We start from the raw sequence: 15,341 nt of genomic DNA, 5'->3' as shown, positions 1-15,341 counted from the left end.
GATGAACCGGATTGTCGGATTTTATGATCGCGGCGTCGCGCTCGCCGGATCGCGCCTTTTCGAAGGCATTGCGCTGTTCTTGTTGCGCCTCGCGCTGGCGGGCGTGTTCTGGCGTTCGGGTCAGACCAAGGTCGTCGAGGGTAGTTTCCTGCAGATCGACCCCTCGCAATATGACCTGTTTCGGAGCGAATTTTCAGGCCTGCCGCTCGACCCTGTTCTTGCGGTTCCACTGACCACCTTCGCCGAACATTTCTTTCCGATGCTGCTCCTTTTTGGCGTCGCAACGCGCTTTTCGGCGGGTGCGCTGCTCGTGATGACGTTCGTCATCCAGATCTTCGTCTTCCCCGACGCCTGGTGGCCAGTTCATTCCTTGTGGGCGGCGATGGCGGCGATTCTGATCGTGCGCGGCGGCGGCCTGTTCTCGCTCGACGGGCTTGTTGCTAGGGTGCGCGCGAAATGAGCATCGACGAACCTTCGCTGGCGCGCTTGATGGCCGCATCACAGCGGGGGGATCGCGCGGCCTATCGCGCGCTGCTCGTCGACAGCCGCCAATGGCTGACGCGCTATTTTGCGCGAAGGATCGCGGCACATCACATCGACGATCTGGTGCAGGAAACTTTGGTGTCGATGCACCGCAAGCTTGCGACATGGGACAGCGGGCGCGCCTTTCTACCCTGGTTAGCTGCCATCGCGCGCTATCGCTGGATCGACATGCTCCGCCGCCAGCGCGACGAAGCCGAGCTTGGCGACAATGACGCCGCGGTGGGCGCCGAGGACGAGGCGGTGCACGCAAAGCTCAGCATCGATCATCTGCTGACGCTGCTGCCGCCGGGGCAGGCGCAGGCGATCACGCTGGTCAAGATCGAGGGCGCCTCGATCGCAGAGGCGTCCAAAATTAGCGGCCAGAGCGAATCGCTGGTCAAAGTGAATATCCATCGCGGGCTCAAGAAACTCGCCGAACTGATTGAGAGTGAATGAGATGAACGACGCATCGATCGACGATCTGATCGACGGGCTGGCAGGCGATCTGAAACCGGTGCGCCCGCGGCGCGTCGCGCGTGGGTCTTTGTGGGTCGCGGCAGGATGGCTAGGCGTCGGCGCCGCCTTGGTCGCGCTGTTCGGGGCGCGGCATGACCTTGCCGAGGGCGCGATGCCGCCGGTTTCGATGCTCACCTTCTGGCTCATCGCTGCCGCGGGTATCGCGGCGGCATGGAGCGCGCTCCGCATGGGTTTGCCGGGCGTCGGGCGCGACTATGGCGGCTGGCGCTGGGCGGTCGGGGCGCTTTTGGCGCTGCCGTTCGCGGCGCTGTTCGTATTTTTCGGCGGTGGTCACGCCGCGGCCGAGACGGCGCATCGCGGCTTCGACGGACAGTGCCTCGTCCAAGGCGTGGTTGCGGGGCTGGGTGTCGGCGCCGCGCTGTTCCTGTGGCTCAGGGCGGGCGCGCCGACCTCGCCGACACGGGCAGGTTGGGTGATCGGGATCGCGGCGGGGGCGGCGGGAGCAACGATCATCGCGCTGCTCTGCTCGAGCGACGACCTTGTTCATATCACGCTCTGGCATGCGTCGGCGGTGCCTGTTTTGGGGATCGCCGGGCGCCTGCTCTTGCCGCGCTTCTTGCGCTGGTAAGTGCGGCGCGTGCGCAGTGGATCGACTTAGCGGCCCTGCGGCGCGCTTCGATATTCGACGCCGTCGAGGAAAATGTCGACGACCGAAACGACGAGTACGTCGCGCGCCGATGCCGGCGTGTCGGTGTCGACCGCCTCGATCGATGCCCAACCGGCGGCCTCAACGCTTCGCCCATTCTCCCCTGTACCAATTGACGAAGGCCGGAATTCCGATTCCCAGGGGCGTTGTCGGAGCAAAGCCGAGATCCCGGCTAATGTCGTCGATATCCGCAAATGTTTGATAAACGTCACCATCTTGCATTGGTAGGGGGTTTATCTCGGCTTTTCGTTCGCACGCTTCTTCGATCGCTTTGATCAGGTCGGTCAATTGCTCAGGGCGATTGTTGCCGATGTTATACAAGCGATGAGGCGTCGTGAAGCCCCCCGGTTTTTCTCGACCATCGTCTTGGGGAGGGTGGTCGAGCGCCAGGACGACGCCGTTTACGATATCGTCGATAAAGGTGAAATCGCGAAGCATGTCGCCGTGATTGTAAACGTCGATGGGATGGCCCTGCAGTACCGCCTCGGTGAACTTCCACACCGCCATATCTGGTCTGCCCCATGGCCCATATACGGTAAAGAAGCGCAGGCCCGTCTGCGGGATCCGGAATAGATGCGCATAGGTTTCGCTCATCAGTTCGTCGGCGCGTTTTGTCGCCGCATAGAGCGAAATCGGCGTATCGGCGCGATCGGACACCCGGAAAGGCGTGTCAGAGCGCAGTCCGTAGACCGACGAGGACGAGGCGTACACCAAGTGCGAAACGGCCCTGTCGCGCGCCAACTCCAGAATATTGACATGCCCGGAAACATTCGAGTGGATGTAGGCGGCGGGATTTTCCAGCGAGTAGCGCACGCCGGGTTGCGCGCCAAGGTGAACGATCCGGTCGATTGTCGTCGTAGCGAGCGCCCGGGCGAGCGCGTCGGCATCGCCAAAATCGAGGTCAAGAAATAAAAAGGCTTCGCTCCGGTGCGCTTTGAGGCGCGCAACCCGAGCGCGCTTGAGGTCGAGCGAATAATAGGGTGTGAAATTGTCCATCCCGACCACGCGCTCGCCGCGATCAAGCAAAGCGGCGGCGACATGCATCCCGATAAAACCAGCCGCACCAGTGATGAGCGTCGTCAAATCTCGTCCCCATTTCCTGCGCCGGCTTGCCGCAAGCTCAGCGATCTAGCTACTGGACGCGCCCCTTTTGGATCGGGCCGTCTTTGTTGCTCATAGCGAGGCAAACGTAAATTCACACGCAAGACCGGCACGATTGTCGTTGCGGGATCACGCGCCGGAACTGAAATATGGTGAGCCCTGCTGGGTTCGAACCAGCGACCTACTGATTAAAAGTCAGTTGCTCTACCGACTGAGCTAAGGGCCCATCGCGGCGGCGGCAAAGCGGCCTCGCGAAGTGAGCCGTCGCCCTAGTGCGCCGATGCGCCCCGGTCAACCGGCTTTGGACGTGCAAGGCGCGCGGCGAGTTGGCGCACGCTGCGGCCGTGCAGCGGGTGCGGCCATTCGGGGACGATTGCGCGGAGCGGGCCGAGCACGAATGCGCGCTGTTCTATGGCGGGATGCGGGATCGTCAGCGCGGCGTCGGACCAGGTGCCGCCCGACCAGAGCAGGATATCGAGATCGAGCGTCCGCGCGCTCCAGCGCTGGCCGGTGCGGCGGCCGAAGCTCGTCTCGATTTCCTGCAGCCGCTCAAGCATTTCGGGCGGGCTGAGCGGCGAGGCGACGAGAGCGACGGCGTTGGCATAGCGGCGGCGCGACGGGCCGAGCGGATCGCTGGCGATGATCGGGCTCGCGTCGACCGCCTCGATATCGTCGCTCTCCAGCGCGGCAAGCGCGGCGAGCAGCACTGCGCGCGGGTCGCCGAAGCGCGCATGGCGGCGGTTCGACCCGAGGCCGATGGCGTAGAGAGGAAGCGGCATTGCGTTGCTCATCCCCTCGCGCCTATCGCAGATGCGTGGAAATTGACAGCCCATTGCCCGGAACCGAGCCGCCACGCGACTGCCCCCGATGTCCGCGGCTGGTCGCGTTTCGGCGCGAATGCCAAGCGGAGTATCCCGATTGGTGGAACGCGCCCGTCTATGCCTTCGGCGATCCCGATGCTTGGCTGGCTTTCGCGGGGCTGGCACCGGGCAAGCATGGCGCGAACCGGACGGGCCGACCGTTCACGGGCGACTATGCCGGAGACCTCCTGTTTGCGACGCTCGCCGAATTCGGGCTTGGCAACGGCCGCTACGACGCGCGCATCGACGACGGTCTGACGCTCGAGGGCGCGATTATCGTCAACAGCGTCAAATGCCTGCCGCCGCAGAATAAGCCCACGCCCGCCGAAATCGCGAACTGCCGACCTTTTTTCGAAACGCAGCTTGCGGCCTTGCCGAAGGTCCGGGTGGTCATTGCGCTCGGGCGGATCGCGCACAATGCGACGCTTAGGGCGGCGGGCATGCGCCTCGCGGCCTTTCCATTTGCCCATGGCGCTATTCATATACTGTCTGACGGACGGTATCTCATCGATAGCTATCACTGCTCGCGCTACAACACGAACACTGGGCGGCTGACCGCGGCTATGTTCGCCGACGTTTTTCGCACCGCGATCGCGCTCAAGGATCAGACGAGGGGGCCGAATTCTTCGACCAGCCCGCGGTAAAGCACCCGCTTGAACGGCACGATCAATTTCTCGATCTCGTTCAGTTCGGCCCATTTCCACGCCCGGAATTCCTGGTGCTTGGTGTGGATATTGACGTCGCTGTCTTCGCCCATGAAGCGCATCAGGAACCAGTGCTGGCGCTGGCCGCGATATTTGCCGCCCCACATCTTGCCGATCAGATGGTCGGGCAGGTCGTAAAAATATTCCTCGCGGCTGCGCGCGATGATCTCGACCAGCCCGCCATGGATGCCGGTTTCCTCGCCGAGTTCGCGGATCGCGGCTTCCTCGGCATCCTCGCCCTCGTCGAACCCGCCTTGCGGCATTTGCCAGGCTTCGGTCGTGGTATCGAGTCGTTGGCCCACAAAGACGCGGCCGCCGCGATTGGCGAGCATGACGCCGGCACAGGGGCGATAGGGAAGGGCGCTGTGATCGATCATGCCGCCCCGGTAGCTTCGGCGACGATTGCTTTCAATACGGTCAATGCCCCGCGAATATCTTCTTTGGCGCTCGGGATGCCCTGCGACAGGTTGATATAGCCGTGAATCGTGCCCGTCGCCTCGCGGTATGTGGTGGGCACCCCGGCCTCGATCAGCTTGGCGGCATAGGCGCGGCCCTGATCGCGCAGCGGGTCGAGCCCTGCAGTGACGAGCAGCGTCGGCGGCAGGCCCTCGGCTGGGAAATCGAGCGGCGAGGCGCGATAATCGGCAGGATCGGCGGCGTAATGGTTTCCGAACCAGGTCATGCTGCCCGTCGTGAGCAAATGGCCCTCGCCGAAATCGCGATAGCTTTGCCAGTCGTCGTGCGTCGTCACTGCAGGATAGATCGGATGGATGGCGATCACCGGCTTCGACGCCGGCTTGTCGCGCAGCGCCAATGCGGTCGCGATGGTCAGATTGCCGCCGGCGCTTTCGCCCGAAAGTACTAGCCCGGTGCAAGGGATATTGTCGGCGACCCAGCGCGTCGCCGCTTCGCAATCCTCCGGAGCGGCGGGGAAGGGGTGTTCTGGCGCGAGGCGATAGTCGATCGCGATCACCGGCATGTCGAGCAGCCGCGCCGCTTCGGCGCAATAGGCGTCGTGCGTGTCGAGATCGCCAATCACCCAGCCGCCGCCGTGATAAAAGACCATCACCGGTCCGGGGGTGCGGTCGGGGCGATTGTCATAGATGCGGATCGGGATATCACCTGCCGGCCCCGGAATCGCCCGATCTTCGACCTTGGCGATTTCGCCGCGCGGCACGTCGGCGAGTTGGCCCATCACGCGGAACATTTCGCGCGCGGCCTCGGGCGGCATCTCTTCCATCTTTGGGCCTTCTTGCGCGTTCAGGAAGGCGAGGAAAGCCGCCACGTCGGGGCGCGTAAAGTGGGTGGTGCTGTCGGTCATCTGCGTCTCTCCCTGATCGCCATTTTTGCCATGCTATTCGGTATCGGCGGCGCAAATTCAATCCCGAAATGAAACTCACCTGCGCTTCCCGCTTCGCAGCGCACAATTTTTTCTCAATTGCGGCTTGGCGCGCACGGGCCTACGCCATCGTTACAGGTTCGCAAATTGAGGCAGACAAAGAAAATGGCGACAGCGGTAGTGGACCAGGCCGGCAAACGGCAGTCCCCCCTTTCGGATGCGGTAGTGGTACGATTTGCCGGGGACAGTGGCGACGGGATGCAGTTGACCGGCGGTCAATTTACGCTGTCGTCTGCACTCGCGGGCAACGACTTCGCGACCTTCCCCGACTTTCCCGCAGAAATTCGCGCACCGCAGGGCACATTGTTCGGCGTGTCTGCGTTCCAGATCAATTTCGGATCGTCGGCGATCGACACCGCGGGCGACGCGCCCGACGTGCTTGTCGCGATGAACCCCGCGGCGCTCAAGACCAATGTGCCTTCGCTCAAGCAGGGCGGGCTCATCATCGCCGACGAGGGCGAGTTTAACGACCGCAACCTTGCCAAGGCTAAATATGCGGCGAACCCGCTCGACGACGGCAGCCTCGCCAAATGGCAGCTCTTGAAGCTTAACATCAGCCAGCTGACGATGGACGCGGTGAAGCCCTTTGGCCTCGGCAACAAGGAAGCTTTACGCTGCAAGAATATGTGGACGCTGGGGCTCGCGCTCTGGATGTTCGATCGTGATCGCCAGCCGCTGATTGACTGGCTCAATGCGAAATTCGCAAAGGCGCCCGATCTCGCCGCCGCGAACGTCGCCGCGCTCAACGCCGGGCACGCTTACGGTGAAACCGCCGAACTCGCGGGGCCGCTCAAGCAGCATCATGTCGATCCGGCGCCAGTGGCGCCCGGCCTCTACCGCACGCTGACCGGCGCCGAAGGCATCGCGCTTGGTCTTGTCGCGGGCGCGCAGCTTGCCAAGCTGCCGATGTTCTTTGGCGGCTATCCGATCACGCCCGCGTCGGCGATCCTGCATCATCTGTCGCGGCTCAAGGAATATGACGTCACGACCTTCCAGGCCGAGGACGAAATCGCCGCGATCTGTTCGGCGATCGGCGCGAGCTATGGCGGTTCGCTCGGCGTCACCAGCTCGTCGGGGCCCGGCATCGCGCTGAAAGGCGAGGCGATGGGCCTCGCGATCATGACCGAATTGCCGCTGATCATCGTCAATTCACAGCGCGGCGGCCCTTCGACCGGGCTGCCGACCAAGACCGAGCAGTCGGATCTCTATCAGGCGGTTTATGGCCGCAACGGCGACGCCCCGATGCCCGTCATCGCCGCGTGCTCGCCCGGCGACGCGTTCGAATGCGCGATCGAGGCGGTGCGCATCGCGGTGCAATATATGACCCCGGTGATCCTGCTCACCGACGGCTATATCGCCAACGCCGCCGAGCCTTGGGCCGTGCCCGACCTCACGACCTACGAAGCCTTCCCCGTGGAATTCCTCACCGAGGCCCCGGAAGACGGCTTCAAGCCCTATGGCCGCGACGAGAAACTCAAGCGCCCGTGGGTCAAGCCCGGCACCCCCGGCCTGCTTCACCGCATCGGCGGGATCGAGAAGGAAATCGATACCGGCCACATCAATTACGAAGCATCGAACCACCAGGCGATGACCGACATCCGCAAGGCCAAGATCGACGGCGTCAAGGTCCCCGACCAGGTCGTCGAACTCGGCGCCGAGGGCGGCAAGCTCGCGGTCGTCGGCTGGGGCTCGACCTTCGGCCCGATCCACCAGGCGGTGCGCCGCCAGCGGGCACAGGGCGCCGACGTCAGCCATATCCACATCCGCCACATCTGGCCGCTGCCCGCCAATCTCGGCGAACTTCTCAAAAGCTATGATCAGGTGATCGTGCCCGAAATGAACACCGGCCAGCTCAAGACCGTGCTGCGCGACCAATATCTGGTCGACGCGAAACCGGTGAACAAGGTGTCGGGCCAGCCCTTCACCATCGCCGAAATCGAAGCGGCGATCGAGGAGGCGCTAGGCTAATGTCCATTGAGGACTCCTCCGTGGTAGACGGTATGGGGACCGAAGTGTCGACGGGAACCACCGTTCTCACGATTTCTGATCATCTCGATTGGACGGATGAGAAGGGCCACCTCAAAGCGATCCAAGACAAGCTCAACGCTTATCTGGATTTCGTGGATAGCGGCCAATTGTTTGAACACCGGCCGGAAGCGCGAGGAACATCGATCAGAATCGACATTATAGCTCAGCACACGGCACCAGAAACGGTCACTTGGTTTTTTGAAAGAGCCATACAGGCTGCGGGGTCCAACAACGTCGGGCTAGTTTATAAGCAACTGCCTTCGGGCTACTAGGTTATTGAGGTTATTCAATGAATGAGATGACCACCATCGCTCGCACGACGACTCTGAAGGATTGGGAAACCGATCAGGAAGTCCGCTGGTGCCCAGGCTGCGGCGACTATGCGATCCTGAAGGCGGTGCAACGCACTATGCCCGAAATCGGAACCGCGCCCGAGAATACCGTGTTCGTCAGCGGCATCGGCTGCTCGTCGCGCTTTCCCTATTATATGGAAACCTACGGCTTCCATACGATCCACGGCCGCGCGCCGGCGTTCGCGACGGGACTGAAGCTCGCGAATCCGAGCCTCGATATCTGGATCGTCACCGGCGACGGCGACGGGCTGTCGATCGGCGGCAACCACACGATGCATCTGATCCGCCGCAATCTCGATTGCCAGATCATGCTGTTCAACAACGAGATCTACGGCCTGACCAAGGGGCAATATTCGCCGACCAGCCGCGTCGGCACGACGAGTCCCTCGACGCCTTATGGCTCGGTTGACCGCCCGGCGCAGCCCGCAGCCTTTGCGCTCGGCGCCGGTGCGCGCTTCGTCGCGCGCGGTTTCGACGTCTCTAAGGAATTGCCGAACGTCCTGAAGGCAGCGCATGCCCACAAAGGCGCAGCCTTTATCGAGATTTTTCAGAACTGTATCGTCTATAATAAGGACGTGTTCGAGGATTTCGCTGCGCCCAAGGGCGCCGAGGACCGCCAGCTTTGGCTCAAAGAGGGTGAGCCGATGGTCTATGCCAAGGGCACCAAGGGCATCGCGCTCGACGCCGAGGCACTGCACCTCAAGACTGTCGATGTGATCGACGGCGATTGGCAGGCCGCAGGTGTGATTATACACGACGTGACCAACCGCAGCGTCGCGCACATGCTCGTCGAAATGCGCTTCGGCGAATTTCCGATGGCGCTCGGCGTGCTCTACGACGACCCGCGCCCGACCTTCGAGGCCGACGTTGTTCGGCAGAACAAGGCAGCGGCCGAAGGCAAGAAGGCGGACCTGCAGAACCTGCTCAAAAAAGGGCAGACCTGGACGGTGACCGAGGGCGGGCCCGAACTCTGATCTTCCTTCGTCATGGATAATCTGACGCACAGCCTTGTCGGCGCGGTTCTGGGCCAGTTAGGGCTCAAGGAAAAGACCGGCCTTGCGATGCCGACACTGATCATCGCGGCGAACCTGCCCGATATCGACGCCGCATGCGCGGTCTATGGCATCGAATCGCTGTCGATGCGGCGTGGGATCACCCACGGGCCGATCGCGCTCCTGCTGCTGCCGATCATCCTGTGGGCGCTGATGCTGGCTTTCGACCGCTGGCAGGACCGGCGCGGCAAACGGCCAGCGTCGCGGCTTCCGATCCACAAGCGCTGGCTGCTCGCGCTCGCCTATATCGGCTGTTTCAGTCACCCGGCGCTCGACTGGCTCAACAATTATGGCATCCGCCTGCTCGAACCGTTCAGCCATCGCTGGTTTTACGGCGATAGCATCTTCATCATCGATCTGTGGATATGGATCGCGCTTGCGGTGTCGATCTGGATGTCGCTGCACGGCGAGAGGCGCGGCGCGGCGAACTGGCGGCGCCCCGCATGGATCGGCTTTACGGCGGTGTGCGCCTATATCTTCGTCAATGGCCTCATCACCGGCGCCGCCGAGCGCATGGCCTTGAGCGCGCTCGCTGCGAGCGGCCAAAAGGACGCGCTCGTCGTCGCGAGCCCGCCGCCGCTTGCCTTCTGGAAACGCGACATCTTCTGGCGGACAGCTGACCGCTTCGGTACCGCGAGCTTCGTTCCGGGGGTGGGTGGCAGTGTGGATCTGACCGGGGCGCCGACCGGCATGGACGATCCCCGGATTGCAACATGGGCGAAGGCAAATCCTGCGGCGCGCGCTTTCCTCTTCTGGTCGCGGATGCCCGTGGCGCAAATGGACGGCGATGCCATCCTGCTGCGCGACCAGCGTTTCATGCACCCGCTCGCGCGGGACCGGTTCCAGATTCGCCTGACCGCGCCCGACACCGCCAGCCATTCCGAATGAGCGCCCCCGCATGACGTCAAGGCGCCGCGCGTCAACCGATTGTCAGCGGCCCCTGTTTGAGGCAGGAAGGGGCTAATGAACACGCATGTCAGCCCGCGCCGCGGTAAGGAACTGCTCCGCGCCGATCGTGCCTATCGCGCCGGCGGTGTATTGGCGCGGCTGATCGCTTTGGCGCCCGCTGGGCTCTTTCACCATATGCTCGACCGGATCGACGCGGGCCTTATGTTGGGCACGATCGAGGCGCATTTGCCCGACGGCAGCGTGCGGTTGCTCGGTGGGCGCGGCAAGGGGCCGGTGGCGGTCGTCCATCTGCACAGCTGGGCGTCGCTCGCGCGGCTGGCCTTGTCGGGTTCGGTCGGCTGGTATCGCGCGTGGGAAGCCGGTGAATGGTCGTCGCCCGATCCCGTACCCTTGTTCGATCTGTTCATGCGCAACGGCGAGGCGCTCGGGAATGTCGGCCGCGCGCATGGCCCATCGCGTTGGCTGAACAAGGTGATCCATGCGTTCCACCGCAACGATCGCCGCGGCGCGAAGCGGAATATCCATGCCCATTATGATTTGGGAAATGATTTCTATCGCTTGTGGCTCGACCCTAGTTTGAATTATTCGAGCGCCTTGTTCGCCGATCCCGGCCAGTCGCTCGAAGAGGCGCAGGCGGCGAAGGTCGATGCGATCCTCGATCGGCTCGACTTGCGTTCGGGAAGCCGGCTGCTCGAAATCGGCTGCGGCTGGGGTGCGCTGGCCGAGCGCGCAGTCGAGCGCCACGATGTGCTCTACACCGGCATCACCTTGTCGCCCGCGCAGGCCGAAATCGCTGATGCGCGGCTCGCGGCGGTCGATCTGTCGGATCGCTCGCGCATCGAAATCTGCGATTATCGCGACGCGCAGGGCCCCTATGACGCGATCGCGAGCGTCGAGATGGTCGAAGCGGTTGGGCAGGAATATTGGCCCGCCTATCTCGACGCGATCGCGCGCCTGCTGCGTCCCGGCGGCAAGGCGGCGATCCAGTATATCCTGATCAACGACGCACTGTTCGAACGCTATGCGGCGAGCAGCGACTTCATCCAGGCCTATATCTTCCCGGGCGGCTGCCTGATCTCGGAAAGCCGCTTTCGCGCGCTGGCCGAGGCGCGCGGCCTCGCGTGGCGCGATGTGCACCGGTTCGGCGGTGATTATGCCGAAACGCTACGCCAGTGGCGCGAGGGTTTCGATGCGGCCGTCGCTGCCGACCAATTGCCGTCGGGGTTCGACGCGCGCTTCGTTCGGCTCTGGCGCTATTATCTGCAATATTGTGAAGGCGGCTTTCGCGGCGGCGGTATCGAGGTCGCGCAGGTCACGCTTGAAAAGACAGCCTGAAAACGGGGGGGGGGAGACGGACATGCGAAGATTTTTGGCGGCGGTGCTGCTGTGCACCGCGGCGGCTGGGTGCAGTGCACCCTTACCGACCGAGACGACCGACAAACTGCCAAAGGATCTGAATGTGCTGTTCTGGACCCAGGATCAACGCGACGCCGCCTTCCGCACGATGGAGATGGTTCCCAAGGTCGTGGTCAACACGGTCAAGGCGGGCGGGCCGGTCTATCCGTTGCCGCAGGGCAAGCCGATCGACCTTGGCCTCGACGTCGATGCCCATATCGCGAAACAGCGCAATGCGGGCCTGATCATCGTGCAGGACGGCAAGGTCCGGCTCGAAAAATATGCGCTCGGCTATGGCGCGTCGGGCCGCTGGACGAGCTTCTCGGTCGCCAAGAGCTTCACCTCGACGCTTGTCGGCGCCGCGGTGAAGGACGGTTATATCAAGAGCCTCGACGACAAGGTCACCGTCTATATCCCCGGCCTCAAAGGCTCGGCTTATGACGATGTCTCGGTGAAGCAGCTGCTCACCATGACCTCGGGCGTCAAATGGAACGAAGATTATACCGATCCCAAATCCGACGTTGCCTTGTTCAACTTGCAAAAGCCGGTCGCCGACGAGGACATAACGGTCAGCTATATGAAGACCCTGCCGCGCGAAGCGCCCGCCGGGTCGAAGTGGGTTTACAAGACCGGCGAAACCAATCTGATCGGGGTGCTCGTGTCGAGCGCGACGGGCAAGACGCTGTCGGCCTATCTGTCCGAAAAGGTCTGGAAGCCGTTCGGCATGGAGCAGGATGCGGTGTGGATGCTCGGCGCGACGGGGCATGAAATCAGCGGCTGCTGTATGTCAGCGAGCCTCAAGGATTATGCGCGCTTCGGTCAGTTCATCCTGAACGGCGGGGTTGCCGGCGGCAAGAAGGTTCTGCCCGATGATTGGCTCCCCGCCGCGACGACCAAGCAGGCGGGCATCGACCTGCCGGGGCGTGGCTATGGCTATCAATGGTGGACCAATGACGACGGTAGCTTTGCCGCGCAGGGGATCTTTGGGCAAGGAATCTTCATCGATCCCAAGAGAAAGCTGATCATAGCCTCGAACGGCAATTGGCCGACCGCGACGGATCCGGAGGGCGTCGGTGCTGCTCGCGAAGCCTTTTACAAGAGCGTGCAGGCCGCGGTGGACAAGGAAGCGGGGCAGTAGCCCAGTTCTTGGTCAGGCGACTGCAGTCGTCGTTGCGCGCTGGGCCAGCCAGACCGCCGCAAGCGGAACGGCGACGCCCAGCGCCATGATCCACGAGGCATCGGCCAGCGTGACGGCGCGGTAGAGTGCCGCGCCGATCACTGCGCCTGCGACGATCCAGCCAGCGCCGGTGCCGGCCGAAATGCGCATTGCGAACCAGCTGCCGCCAAAGGTGCCGATGAACCAGCCGACGATCAGGGCGATCGTCGATCCGATCGGGATCAGGACTTCGCCGCTGTTGGGATCGTAAACGTCGGGCGAAATCTCGCTTCCGGCATATTGCGCGAGCCAGATCAGCCCGAACGCGACAACGATGCCGATCACCGCCGCGATCGCCGTCCGCAAAATATCCTTGGTCATTCCCGCGCCCTCGCAAACCCTCTTATGCCGTTCTCTTAGCGCAGGAAACCGAAGATGGCGTTAAGCTTTTTCCATGACCTTGGGCAGCGCGTGGAAGGCGGTGCTGTCGAAGCCTTCGACCATCAGCTTGGCAACAAATTCGCCAACCGCATCGGGATTCTTGATGCTCTGCGGGTCTTCGCCCGGATAGGCGCGCGCGCGCATCTGCGTGCGCGTGCCACCGGGATCGAGGATCGCGGTGCGCACGGTCGAGATATTGCGCATCTCGGCGCCGTAGCTGGTGACGAGCGTTTCGAACGCCGCCTTCGATGCGGCATAAGCGCCCCAATAGGCGCGCGGCTCGCGTGCGACGCTGCTTGACAGGGCGATTAGCCGGCCGTTCACTGCGCGGCGCAGGAGCGGGTCGAAATTGGCGATCAGCGCCTGCTGCGCGATCAGGTTCAGCGTCAGCAGCTTGTTGAACTCCTTGCCGTCGATGGCGGCAACAGGGGTCAGCGTGCCGAGCATCGCGGCGTTCAGCACCAGCATGTCGAGCTGCTGCCAGCGTTCGGCGATCGCGCTCGCGAGGCGGGCGATGCTGTCGCCGTCGGTGAGGTCGAGCGGCGCGATCGTCGCGCTGCCGCCGGCCCCGTGGATACGGTCTTCGAGTTCCTCGAGCCCGCCCGCTGTGCGCGCGGTGATCACGACATGCGCGCCGCGCGCCGCAAGCGATTCGGCGATGGCTTCGCCGATCCCGCGGCTGGCCCCGGTGACGAGCGCAACCTGGCCCGCCAATTCATTAGTCTCTATCGTCATTATGTCAGACAACCCGTTCGGCAAGCAGCGAAAATTGATCTTCCAACCCATGCTCGTCGAAATCGGTGAGCGTGGTCGGATAGTCGCCGGTAAAGCAGGCGTCGCAATATTGCGGGGCGTCGTCGCTGCGCTTCACTTCGCCCAGCGCGCGATAGAGGCCGTCGATCGAGATGAAGGACAGGCTGTCGGCGTTGATGAAATTCGCCATCTGGCCAACGCTCATCTGCGCCGCAAGCAGCTTGGCGCGCTCGGGGGTGTCGACGCCATAGAAGCAGCTGTGCTGCGTCGGCGGGCTCGCGATGCGCATATGCACTTCGGTCGCGCCCGCATCGCGCATCATCTGCACGATCTTCAGGCTCGTCGTGCCGCGAACGATCGAATCGTCGATCAGCACGATGCGCTTGCCCGCGATCAATGCGCGGTTGGCGTTATGCTTCAGCTTGACGCCGAGGTGGCGGACCTTGTCGCCCGGCTGGATGAAGGTGCGCCCGACATAATGCGAGCGGATGATGCCGAGTTCGAAAGGAATACCCGATTCCTGGGCGTAACCGATCGCCGCCGGCGTGCCCGAATCGGGGACCGGGATGACGAGATCGGCATCGACCGGATTTTCGCGCGCGAGTTCCGCGCCGATCGCCTTGCGCACCGAATAGACGCTCGTCCCGTCGACGATCGAATCGGGGCGCGAGAAATAGACATATTCAAAGATGCACGGGCGCGCGGCGTGGTCGGCGAAGGGCCGGTGGGAGGTCAGCTGGCCATCGCGAATGATGACGAGCTCGCCGGGTTCGACCGAACGCACGAATTCGGCGCCGACGACATCGAGCGCGACGGTTTCCGACGCGAGGATATGTGCATCGCCGAGCTTGCCAATCACGAGCGGGCGGATGCCCAGCGGATCGCGGCAACCGATCATGCCCTCGGCGGTCAGGCAGATCAGCGAATAGGCGCCTTCGACCTGTTTCAGCGCGTCGATGAAGCGGTCGAGCAGCGAACGGTAACTCGACGTCGCGACGAGGTGGATGATCACCTCGGTATCGCTGGTCGACTGGAAGATCGAACCGCGGCGGACGAGCACCTTCTTGAGCGCCGTCGCGTTGGAAATATTGCCGTTATGCGCAACCGCGAAGCCGCCGGTCGACAGGTCGGCGAACAGCGGCTGGACGTTGCGCAGCGCGGTTTCGCCCGTCGTCGAGTAACGGACATGGCCGACCGACGATCCGCCTTGCAACTGGCGCATGATGTCGTCGCGATCGAAATTGCCCGCCACATGGCCCATCGCGCGATGGGTGTGGAATTCCTTGCCGTCGAAGGCGGTGATGCCTGCGGCTTCCTGTCCACGGTGCTGCAGGGCGTGAAGCCCCAGCGCGACGACCGCAGCGGCGCTATCGGCGCCATGAATACCAAAGACGCCGCACTCCTCGCGGAGCTTGTCGTCGTCGAAAGGGTGTGTGGTGAGCATGATGGTCCAGCAGCGAGGGCAGTGACTGGGCGCATATAGGG

At 63.3% G+C, this 15,341-nt stretch carries 17 protein-coding genes and 1 tRNA gene; 10 read left to right on the top strand and 8 right to left on the bottom strand.

The annotated features are described in order from the left end of the window. Nucleotide 1: 1 nt before the first annotated feature. The 3 genes from SKP52_RS10245 to SKP52_RS10235 are packed head-to-tail and all read left to right on the top strand — an operon-like array spanning nucleotide 2 to nucleotide 1,627. Nucleotides 2–460, top strand: coding sequence for a DoxX family protein (locus SKP52_RS10245; protein ID WP_039574554.1), 459 nt, complete (start codon nucleotides 2–4; stop codon nucleotides 458–460). Beyond that, nucleotides 457–978, top strand: a complete 522-nt coding sequence (locus SKP52_RS10240) for a sigma-70 family RNA polymerase sigma factor (protein WP_039574552.1) — start codon at nucleotides 457–459, stop codon at nucleotides 976–978. Before SKP52_RS10245 ends, SKP52_RS10240 begins: the two co-directional genes overlap by 4 nt. 1 nt (nucleotide 979) lies before the next feature. After that, nucleotides 980–1,627: an NrsF family protein gene (locus SKP52_RS10235; protein WP_039574550.1), complete on the top strand. Its 648-nt coding sequence runs from the start codon at nucleotides 980–982 to the stop codon at nucleotides 1,625–1,627. 159 nt (nucleotides 1,628–1,786) lie between these two features. Here the strand turns inward: SKP52_RS10235 and SKP52_RS10230 are convergent, their stop codons facing one another. The 3 genes from SKP52_RS10230 to folK form a co-directional block, all read right to left on the bottom strand. Then, the gene (locus SKP52_RS10230) at nucleotides 1,787–2,788 is read right to left on the bottom strand and encodes an NAD-dependent epimerase/dehydratase family protein (RefSeq protein ID WP_039574548.1); all 1,002 of its coding nucleotides are present in this window, start codon (nucleotides 2,786–2,788) and stop codon (nucleotides 1,787–1,789) included. Nucleotides 2,789–2,956: 168 nt separating this feature from the next. Next, nucleotides 2,957–3,032: transfer RNA gene (locus tag SKP52_RS10225), tRNA-Lys, on the bottom strand. A 43-nt stretch (nucleotides 3,033–3,075) separates the two neighbouring features. Further along, complete coding sequence (gene folK, locus SKP52_RS10220; RefSeq protein WP_148309076.1) at nucleotides 3,076–3,597, bottom strand: 2-amino-4-hydroxy-6-hydroxymethyldihydropteridine diphosphokinase; 522 nt, start codon at nucleotides 3,595–3,597, stop codon at nucleotides 3,076–3,078. Between the two features lie 23 nt (nucleotides 3,598–3,620). Here folK and SKP52_RS10215 point away from each other — a divergent pair, with 23 nt between their 5' ends. Next, nucleotides 3,621–4,310: a uracil-DNA glycosylase gene (locus SKP52_RS10215; RefSeq protein ID WP_039574547.1), complete on the top strand. Its 690-nt coding sequence runs from the start codon at nucleotides 3,621–3,623 to the stop codon at nucleotides 4,308–4,310. On the opposite strand, the gene SKP52_RS10210 is transcribed toward SKP52_RS10215, so the two are convergent. Further along, the gene (locus tag SKP52_RS10210) at nucleotides 4,271–4,747 is read right to left on the bottom strand and encodes an RNA pyrophosphohydrolase (protein WP_039574545.1); all 477 of its coding nucleotides are present in this window, start codon (nucleotides 4,745–4,747) and stop codon (nucleotides 4,271–4,273) included. The two genes, SKP52_RS10215 and SKP52_RS10210, sit on opposite strands and share 40 nt — an antisense overlap. Continuing rightward, nucleotides 4,744–5,691 (bottom strand): alpha/beta hydrolase, encoded by a 948-nt coding sequence (locus SKP52_RS10205; RefSeq protein ID WP_039574544.1) that lies wholly within the window; start codon nucleotides 5,689–5,691, stop codon nucleotides 4,744–4,746. The genes SKP52_RS10210 and SKP52_RS10205 overlap by 4 nt, the downstream gene beginning before the upstream one ends. Before the next feature lie 183 nt (nucleotides 5,692–5,874). On the opposite strand from SKP52_RS10205, the gene SKP52_RS10200 reads away from it, so the two are divergent. The 6 genes from SKP52_RS10200 to SKP52_RS10175 all read left to right on the top strand — a co-directional run bounded on the left by SKP52_RS10200 (nucleotide 5,875) and on the right by SKP52_RS10175 (nucleotide 12,644). Continuing rightward, nucleotides 5,875–7,737 carry a 2-oxoacid:acceptor oxidoreductase subunit alpha gene (locus tag SKP52_RS10200; RefSeq protein WP_039574541.1) on the top strand — a complete coding sequence of 621 codons (1,863 nt, stop codon included), beginning with the start codon at nucleotides 5,875–5,877 and terminating at the stop codon, nucleotides 7,735–7,737. Beyond that, nucleotides 7,737–8,069 (top strand): DUF6572 domain-containing protein, encoded by a 333-nt coding sequence (locus tag SKP52_RS10195; protein WP_052208072.1) that lies wholly within the window; start codon nucleotides 7,737–7,739, stop codon nucleotides 8,067–8,069. The genes SKP52_RS10200 and SKP52_RS10195 overlap by 1 nt, the downstream gene beginning before the upstream one ends. A 17-nt stretch (nucleotides 8,070–8,086) precedes the next feature. Beyond that, nucleotides 8,087–9,124 carry a 2-oxoacid:ferredoxin oxidoreductase subunit beta gene (locus tag SKP52_RS10190; RefSeq protein WP_039574540.1) on the top strand — a complete coding sequence of 346 codons (1,038 nt, stop codon included), beginning with the start codon at nucleotides 8,087–8,089 and terminating at the stop codon, nucleotides 9,122–9,124. Nucleotides 9,125–9,136: 12 nt separating this feature from the next. After that, nucleotides 9,137–10,090: a metal-dependent hydrolase gene (locus SKP52_RS10185; RefSeq protein ID WP_039574539.1), complete on the top strand. Its 954-nt coding sequence runs from the start codon at nucleotides 9,137–9,139 to the stop codon at nucleotides 10,088–10,090. Nucleotides 10,091–10,165: 75 nt separating this feature from the next. Beyond that, entirely contained in the window at nucleotides 10,166–11,446 is a 1,281-nt protein-coding gene (locus SKP52_RS10180; RefSeq protein ID WP_039574537.1) for an SAM-dependent methyltransferase, read from the top strand. A 22-nt stretch (nucleotides 11,447–11,468) separates the two neighbouring features. Continuing rightward, the gene (locus tag SKP52_RS10175; protein ID WP_039574533.1) at nucleotides 11,469–12,644 is read left to right on the top strand and encodes a serine hydrolase domain-containing protein; all 1,176 of its coding nucleotides are present in this window, start codon (nucleotides 11,469–11,471) and stop codon (nucleotides 12,642–12,644) included. 12 nt (nucleotides 12,645–12,656) lie between these two features. Here SKP52_RS10175 and SKP52_RS10170 read toward each other — a convergent pair whose 3' ends face one another. Genes SKP52_RS10170 through purF form a run of 3 tightly spaced genes read right to left on the bottom strand, consistent with a single transcriptional unit; the run spans nucleotide 12,657 to nucleotide 15,300 of the window. Next, the gene (locus SKP52_RS10170; RefSeq protein ID WP_039574531.1) at nucleotides 12,657–13,043 is read right to left on the bottom strand and encodes a hypothetical protein; all 387 of its coding nucleotides are present in this window, start codon (nucleotides 13,041–13,043) and stop codon (nucleotides 12,657–12,659) included. A gap of 60 nt (nucleotides 13,044–13,103) precedes the next feature. Continuing rightward, complete coding sequence (locus SKP52_RS10165) at nucleotides 13,104–13,838, bottom strand: SDR family NAD(P)-dependent oxidoreductase (RefSeq protein ID WP_187337292.1); 735 nt, start codon at nucleotides 13,836–13,838, stop codon at nucleotides 13,104–13,106. A 4-nt stretch (nucleotides 13,839–13,842) separates the two neighbouring features. Next, nucleotides 13,843–15,300 carry an amidophosphoribosyltransferase gene (gene purF / locus SKP52_RS10160; RefSeq protein WP_039574530.1) on the bottom strand — a complete coding sequence of 486 codons (1,458 nt, stop codon included), beginning with the start codon at nucleotides 15,298–15,300 and terminating at the stop codon, nucleotides 13,843–13,845. Between the last annotated feature and the right edge of the window lie 41 nt (nucleotides 15,301–15,341).

Origin of the sequence: Sphingopyxis fribergensis (assembly GCF_000803645.1) — a bacterium.
Taxonomy (GTDB): Bacteria; Pseudomonadota; Alphaproteobacteria; order Sphingomonadales; family Sphingomonadaceae; genus Sphingopyxis; species Sphingopyxis fribergensis.
This window is presented reverse-complemented; position numbering and strand designations above follow the sequence as displayed.